9 protein-coding genes and 1 pseudogene are annotated in these 7,247 nt (G+C 63.5%); 4 read left to right on the top strand and 6 right to left on the bottom strand.

Annotated features, from left to right (window positions below; genetic code table 11):
- The 4 genes and pseudogenes from PVW46_RS13835 to PVW46_RS13820 all read left to right on the top strand — a co-directional run.
- Positions 1-237: pseudogene (locus PVW46_RS13835) on the top strand (hypothetical protein); the annotation flags it as partial.
- Between the two features lie 72 nt (positions 238-309).
- The gene (locus tag PVW46_RS13830; protein ID WP_069208530.1) at positions 310-1,260 is read left to right on the top strand and encodes a Hint domain-containing protein; all 951 of its coding nucleotides are present in this window, start codon (positions 310-312) and stop codon (positions 1,258-1,260) included.
- A gap of 727 nt (positions 1,261-1,987) precedes the next feature.
- The gene (locus tag PVW46_RS13825; protein WP_274576246.1) at positions 1,988-2,932 is read left to right on the top strand and encodes a Hint domain-containing protein; all 945 of its coding nucleotides are present in this window, start codon (positions 1,988-1,990) and stop codon (positions 2,930-2,932) included.
- A 311-nt stretch (positions 2,933-3,243) separates the two neighbouring features.
- Positions 3,244-3,384: a hypothetical protein gene (locus PVW46_RS13820; RefSeq protein WP_157903777.1), complete on the top strand. Its 141-nt coding sequence runs from the start codon at positions 3,244-3,246 to the stop codon at positions 3,382-3,384.
- Between the two features lie 35 nt (positions 3,385-3,419).
- On the opposite strand, the gene PVW46_RS13815 is transcribed toward PVW46_RS13820, so the two are convergent.
- The 6 genes from PVW46_RS13815 to ccmA form a co-directional block, all read right to left on the bottom strand.
- Positions 3,420-4,262, bottom strand: a complete 843-nt coding sequence (locus PVW46_RS13815) for a cytochrome c (protein ID WP_069208532.1) — start codon at positions 4,260-4,262, stop codon at positions 3,420-3,422.
- A gap of 97 nt (positions 4,263-4,359) precedes the next feature.
- Entirely contained in the window at positions 4,360-4,899 is a 540-nt protein-coding gene (locus tag PVW46_RS13810; RefSeq protein ID WP_043143280.1) for a DsbE family thiol:disulfide interchange protein, read from the bottom strand.
- Positions 4,892-5,050: a heme exporter protein CcmD gene (gene ccmD / locus PVW46_RS13805; RefSeq protein ID WP_172429616.1), complete on the bottom strand. Its 159-nt coding sequence runs from the start codon at positions 5,048-5,050 to the stop codon at positions 4,892-4,894. The genes PVW46_RS13810 and ccmD overlap by 8 nt, the downstream gene beginning before the upstream one ends.
- On the bottom strand, positions 5,047-5,796 hold the full coding sequence (gene ccmC, locus PVW46_RS13800; protein ID WP_043143279.1) for a heme ABC transporter permease CcmC: 750 nt from the start codon (positions 5,794-5,796) through the stop codon (positions 5,047-5,049). Before ccmC ends, ccmD begins: the two co-directional genes overlap by 4 nt.
- Positions 5,797-5,867: 71 nt before the next feature.
- Entirely contained in the window at positions 5,868-6,524 is a 657-nt protein-coding gene (ccmB, locus tag PVW46_RS13795; RefSeq protein ID WP_069208533.1) for a heme exporter protein CcmB, read from the bottom strand.
- A complete protein-coding gene (gene ccmA, locus PVW46_RS13790; RefSeq protein WP_069208534.1) occupies positions 6,521-7,135 on the bottom strand; it encodes a heme ABC exporter ATP-binding protein CcmA in 615 nt (204 codons plus the stop codon). Before ccmA ends, ccmB begins: the two co-directional genes overlap by 4 nt.
- Between the last annotated feature and the right edge of the window lie 112 nt (positions 7,136-7,247).

The following is a 7,247-nucleotide window of genomic DNA, read 5'->3' as shown; positions in this document are numbered from 1 at the left end:
GCCCATGACGTGATCCTGGCCAATGGCGCGCCCACGGAGACCTTTATCGACTATCGTGACCGCCAGTCCTTCGACAACTACGACGAATACCTCGACCTCTACGGCTGTGAGCGGATCATCCCCGAGATGCCGCGCCCACGGATCTCGTCCCGCCGTCAGTTGCCCGCCGCGATCCGCGAACGGCTTGACCAGGGCATTGCGGCGCAAAGGGATGACAGAGAAACACGGCGCGCCTGACAGAACTGTGCGATTGGCAGTGGGGCCTGCCAATGCCCCCCGAACCTTGGGTAACGAGAGGGCGTAAAGGTCATGGGAACCTTCCAGTTTCAAAGCTCGGGGTTTTACGCGGGCACCTCCGGGACCGTCACCTTGGGCGGATCGGGCACGGAACCCAGCCTGCTGGAAGTGGTCGAGCTGGAGGTCGATGACAGCTTTGAGACCGGGGATACGCTGATCTACCGGGTCAATGGCGTCAACAACAGCAATTGCACCTATCTTGGCAATGTCGACGTGGCCAAGGCCGGGGGCGGCACGGTGAACCTGCCGGTTTTTGCGCTGAGCAACGGGTTCAGTTTCATTCCGATTCCGCTGACCGACAATATCGCCGACTACACCTTTCCCAGCCCGCTAAACCTCGACACGCTGGACACCAGCGACTACCCCGACTGTTTCGCGCCCGGCACCATGATCACTACCACAGACGGCCCCGTCGCGGTCGAGACCCTGCAGATCGGCGCCCGTTTGCCGACCGCCACGGGCGGGGTCGCGCGGGTGCACTGGACCGGTCGGCAAAGGCTGGCCGTCCCTCAAAGGGGGCAGTGGCTGGTGCGCATTGGTGCAGGCGGCCTTGGCGCCGGGCTGCCTTTGGCGGACCTCACCGTGACAGCCGACCACGGCATGATGATCGACGGGCTGATCATCAATGCCTCGGCGCTGGTGAACGGGGGAACGATCGACTGGGTGCCGTTGCGGGACCTGCCGGACAGCCTGACCGTCTACCATGTCGAGACGGAGGCCCATGAGGCGATCCTGGCCAACGGCGCGCCCTCGGAGAGCTACATCAACTACCGTGACCGGCGGCGGTTCGACAATTTCGACGAATACCTGGCGCTCTATGGCTGCGAACGGATCATCCCCGAGATGCCGGCGCCTCGGATCTCTAGCGGACGCCACCTGCCAGCGGACATCGCGTCGCGCCTAGGCCTCCGGAGACAGACCCGCTTTGCAAGAGATCTGCCAGCCTCGGCACGTTGTCGCTAATGAGCCCAAGTCAGGCATGGCGACTGGCTCAGCGTAAGAACCACACTTCGATTGGCAAGTAATCGTCCCCTTGGCCGGATGATGCGGCGGGCGCCCGTTCTTGACGCGTTCGATGATGTCCCTCGTCGAGACGTCTGTCCGAAGGGGCACCCTGGGATGTTCTTGTAGGCGTTGGCTCATGAGCCGGTGTCTAAACCGACCTATCCATCCGAAATCTCCTCTCCCCGCCTGAACCCGGGGTTCGCACTGCGAATGCGACCAGGGTACTATGCCTTTTTTTCATTCACTCCCCCTCACAAGAAGCCATGTGTACCCGATAAGATTCAAAAAATCAAATACAATCCCTGATTGCCACTAAATTTTCAACGGTCAAGGTCACGCTCCGGCACAACCAACAAGGCGTGAGATGTGGCCACCTTAGACGGCGTGTCAGATTTCCACATACTCCAACTGAAGCAAAAAATTTATAAATATTTTGCAACATTAAACATCAATAGACCCAACTGCCTCTTTAGTGAACACAGACCTTAGTACCAATAAACTATCAAACTAAGATACACCTATAAGATTGACCGCGTGAAGACCACTGGGTAATTCTTCTTATGCGGGAGCGAATCTTTGCCACTCCGAAGGTGCCAGCACAATCTTCGGGATGTGTATCGGCGTGTCTGCGGGACAGGTCTCTTCGGGGCCCTGCGCTTTCTGGTGTGACGTATAGGAGAATTTCATGTCCACAATCGACCTTAACAACGTGCACGAGTATACGGGCGCCGTAGCTCTTTCCGTCGGCGGCGTCCTGGACGTCGGTCTGCTGCCTTACGGTCCTGAACTGGGCACGGCCACATTCGTCGACGATGACGACACATTCGAAACCGCCGATACCGCCACGTTCAATGGCAGCGGCTTTTCCTACATCGGTCAAGGCACCGCAGCGACAATCGGCATTGGCGGTATCGAGCTCGACTCGAAACCCGTGGTGGCCTTCTCGCAGGGTGGGACGACCTACCTTTGGTACCCCGAAGGCGAGCCGCTCGCGGGGGTTCTGACCTCGACCATCAACCTGACCAGCGACGCACCCTACGCATACTGCTTTGCAGAAGGCACCCTGATCGACACCGCACAGGGTGAGCGCCCGGTCGAGGAACTGGCCATCGGCGACACGATCCGGACGGCAGACGGGTCCGAAACGACGGTCAAGTGGGTGGGCGTCCAAACCCTGAGCAGCCTCTTCAGCGAAACCGGCAAGCAGATGGTGCGCATCAGCGCGGGCGCGCTTGGCGACGGTCTGCCCCACAGCGACCTGACTGTCACCGCGGATCACGGCATGATCCTGGACGGGCTGGTCGTGAATGCATCGGCCCTGGTCAACGGTTCGACCATCGACTTCGTGCCGGCCACAGAGCTGGGTGGCCTTTTCAAGGTCTACCATGTCGAGACCGAGAGCCATGAAGAGATCATCGCCAACGGCGCGGCGGCGGAAACCTTCGTCGATTACGCCGCGCGCAAGAACTTCGACAACTACGACGACTATGTGGCGCTTTACGATGGTGTGGAACGCCTGATCCCGGAAATGACGAAGCCGCGCGTTTCGTCAAGCCGCATGCTGCCTGCACACCTGCGCGCGCAACTGGGCATGACTACCCCCGTCCCCCAGTTCCGCAAGAGCGCCTGATCCCCAGAACGCCCTAGTCTTCCGAGGCGCGTTTCGTACAACAGGCACTCTGGACGGGCCCTGCGATTTTCGCAGGGCCCGCTTCTCTTTCATCGTAGCCGAATGCCAGAACCTGCAACTGGCCCGATGCTCCGGCAGGTGCGCCCCCCCGGGAGATAGGCCAAAGGATGCTCATTTCCCGGACATGGTTGCAGGTTTCCGCGCAAATCACGCGCACTGGCGGATTTCCTGACCTGCGCGGCGTCCAATTCCCCCTGTAAATCAGCCTCGAGATCCCATGTCTTGAACAGAAAGACAAAAGAGGCAGACCCATGAAAACCCTGACCATTCTTCAGGCCGCGGCCTTGCTGATGCTGGCAGTGATCGGCGCCTATGCCGGGCAGGACGCCGCCGCACAGCCCTGCGCCGCCCCCCAGCAACTCACCGCACCGGCAGAGGCCTGCGATCTCTGACCGACAGGCCCCTTTCACCGGTTTGACGGCCCCGTTCAGCCCGCGTCGGGCAGCGGCGGCAGGCTGCGCAGGTAGAGGATGATGGCCGAGAGGTCATCCCCCGTCATCTGCGACAGGTATCCGTAGGGCATCGGCGGCATCATCGGGCTGCCGTCGGGCCGCATCCCCTTCGTGATCATGTCAGCCAGTTCGGCGTCGGTATATCCCGCCAGACCATCCTCGTGCGAGGTCAGGTTGGCGGCGACAGACGTCCCCCAGGGGCCGTGGAACTCGAACCCACCGGCGCCCAGGCGGCTGTCCAGCATCGGCCCCTTCTCTCCCATCGGGGTATGGCATTCCATGCAATGCGCCACCGGCCCGGCCAGGTAGGCGCCGTATTCGACGCTCACCGCCTGCACGGGATGAGGCACGCTGTCGATGGGCGGGCCATAGGCTGGCGGCAGCGGGATGTTGTAGGTGCTTTTGCCCGGGTCGTTCTCGACCGCGGGCAAGGTGCGCAGATACATGACAATGCTCATCACGTCGTCATCCGACAGGCCGCGGTACATGGGAAATGGCATCGGCGGACCGATGATCGTGCCGTCGGGGCGCAGTCCCTCGCGGATGGCTCGTGCCAGTTCGGCATCGGACCAGCCCGCAACAGCCCCGGCGGGCGTGATGTTGGGGGCAATGGCGGTAAAGGCAGGGTTCTTGTCCACCAGCCGTCCGGCCAGGTTCTGGTCCATTACCGGACCCTGCGGCCCCATCGGTGTATGGCAATTGCCGCAGCCCGCCGGTCCTTCGACCAGGTAGCGTCCGCGGTCAAGGCTCGGTTCCGCATACGCCGTGGCGCCGGCCATTGCCAGCCCCAGGCATAGCCCTGTCAGTCGTGGAAACATGTCCCTCTCCCTGAAAAATCGCTTCTTTTTGTAGACATTCGACTCGCACGCAGGGGCGAGTGTAGCGCCTTCCAAAGAAGTTCATCAGGGAAATCTTTCAGCGGCCCAGGGCCTCGTTCAGTTCGGGCAGGAACCGCTGTTCGTAATCCGACCCCACCAGGGGGCCGACGAACTTGAACAGGACGGTGCCCTCGCCGTCCAGGATAAAGGTCTCCGGTGGGCCGGTCACGCCCCAGTCGATCGCCGTGCGCCCGGCGGGATCGAAGGCCACCGCCATGAAGGGATTGCCATCGTCGGCCAGGTACTTGGTGGCATTGCCCGCCTGGTCCTTGATGTTGACGCCGACAAGGCGGATGCCCTCCTCGCGCATTTGCAGCAGGACAGGGTGTTCGGCGCGGCAAGGCGGGCACCAACTGGCCCAGAAGTTGACCACCGTCACCTCTCCGCCGGCCAGCATCTCTGGCGTGATGGCCGCATAGCCCGGCAGTGCGGCCTCGGTCATCTCCGGGGCGGGTTTGCCCTCGAACATGGATTCCAGCTTGTCCGGGTCCTCGCGCCCAAGGCCGAAGTAGAACAGCGCGCCAAGTGCCGCAAAGATCAGCGGCGGCGCCACCATGAGGGGAGAAACCTTAGCCATTCTTCTTCTGACGCTCCTCGATGCGCTGCAACTCGGCCTTGATCCGGCGGGACCGCAGGACGCTGACCACGATCAATAGGACAATCAGGACCAGCGAGACCGCGTAAGAGGACAGCACCGTGCCCGCGTATTTGCCCAGTTCCGGCATCATGCGCTGCGCTCCCGTGCCAGCAGAGCGCGCGACCGGCGTGCCCGGATTTCCGTCTGCGTCCGCAGCAGGACCAGCGCCAGGAACAGCAGGACGAACCCGATCCCGGAGACCAGCAGCGGCATGAAATAGACGTTCGAGACCTTCTCGGTGGTGTCCACCCCGGTCACCGCCCCCGCGCGCAGCACCGACGATCCCTGGTGCAGCCCCTGGTTCCAGAACTGCACGGCATAGCGGCTGAGCAGCGCAAAGACCGATCCGACAAGGCAGAGGATCGAGGTCAGGTCGGCGGCGGTATCGTCATCCTCGATCGCCTCCCAGAGCGCCATGTAACCCAGGTAGAAGAGGAAGAGGATCAAAAAGACCGTCAGGCGCGGGTCCCAGGCCCACCAGGTGCCCCACATCGGCTGCCCCCAGATCGCGCCGGTGACAAGGCCGATCACCGTCATTGTGGCGCCGATGGGCGCGGCGGCACGGGCGGCCAGCGCACTGACATGGTGGCGCCGCACGATCCAGATCAGCGAGGCGATCAGCATCATCAGCCAGGCGTTGATCGCCATCATCGCCGCCGGCACATGCAGGTAGATGATCTTGACGGTCGAGCCTTGCCGGAAATCCTCGGGCGTGAAGAAGAAGCCCCAGACCAGCCCGGTGACCAAACAGATCACCGCAGCCACCGTCACCCAGGGCAAGAGCACATCCGCGGTGCGGATGAACTTGACCGGATTGGCATATTCCCAGATCGACATGGTCCTTGGCCTCCCTTTCGCAGGGTTACAGCGCAAATATCGTGCGGGCGCAATACGTCACGGGCGCGCGCTCACCGGAGGTTGATCCGCAGGACCGCCGCGCTGGCAAAGGGCAGCAGCGCCGCCACCCCGAAACTGATCCCCGCCAACATCAAGAGAGGCGTCTGAACCGCCAGCCCTTCGGCCCCCCGCCGCGCCACCTCGGCGCCGAAGATCAGCGTGGGGACATAAAGCGGCAGCACCAGCAACGACATCAGCAGGCCGCCGCGTTTCAGCCCCACGGTCAGCGCCGCGCCAAAGGTGCCGATGACCGACAGCGCGGGCGTCCCCAGCGCGAGGCTGACGAACAGCCACAGGTATCCCGGCCCGGCCAGGTTCAGCAGCACCCCCAGCGCCGGCGCCGCCAGCACCAGCGGCAACCCGGTGGTGATCCAATGCGCCAGCGCCTTGACGCTGACGATGCCCTCCATCGGCAGGGGCGCGGTCGCCAGCAGGTCGAGGCTGCCGTCCTCCCAATCCAGCGCAAAGATCCGGTCGAGCGAGAGCAGGCAGGCCAGCAGCGCGCCGATCCAGAGGATGCCCGGCGCGATCCGGGTCAAAAGGTCGGTCTGCGGGCCGACCCCAAAGGGCACCAGCACCGTCACGATCAGGAAGAAGGCCAGGCCAAGGCCGAACCCACCCCCGGCGCGCACCGCCAGCCGCAGATCCCGTGTCAAAAGCGCGATCACAGAAAGGCCTCGTCCCGAAGCGCCGCGCGCGGTGTCGCGCGATAGGGCGTCACGTCGAAATCATCCGCCTCCGGAATGCCAAGATCGATATGGGTGGCCATCAGCGCCGATCCCCCCTGCCCCAGATGCGCGCGCACCGCGTCGGCAAACAGCGCAACCGAGGCCGTGTCCAACGAGACGGTCGGTTCGTCCAGCACCCAGACGGGGCGCCCCGTCACCATCAGCCGCGCCAGTCCCAGCCGGCGTTTCTGCCCGGCAGACAGAGTCCCTGCCAGCCGGTCCTCCAGCGCGTCGAGATTGAAGGCGGACAGCGCCGCAGCAATCCCCTGGGTGCCAAAGACCCGCGCCCAGAACTGCAGGTTCTCCGCCACGCTGAGCATGGATTTCAACCCGTCCGCGTGCCCGGCATAAGCGATGCGTTCACCGGCGCCACTGACCTCTCCGGCCATCGCGGGCTGCAATCCCGCCACGGTGCGCAAGAGCGTGGTCTTGCCCGCACCATTGGGGCCGCGCAGCACCAACGCCCGGCCCGGCGCCAGCGCAAAGCTCACCCCGTCCAGCACCGGCACGCCGCCCCGGGCCACCGTCAGATCGCTTGCCGTCAATTCCATGCCTTGCGGCTTACCGCAGCGCGCGCGCCCGCAAAAGCCCCAAGCGCCCGCCGCGACGCGATGCCCCCTGCAGTGCGGCACCGCTGCTTCTTTGGTTTGAAAAATACCTCGG

The organism is Mameliella sp. AT18 (genome assembly GCF_028807275.1).
GTDB lineage: Bacteria > Pseudomonadota > Alphaproteobacteria > Rhodobacterales > Rhodobacteraceae > Antarctobacter > Antarctobacter albus.
Note: the sequence above shows the minus strand (reverse complement) of the source record. Positions and strands in the feature narration are given on the sequence as shown.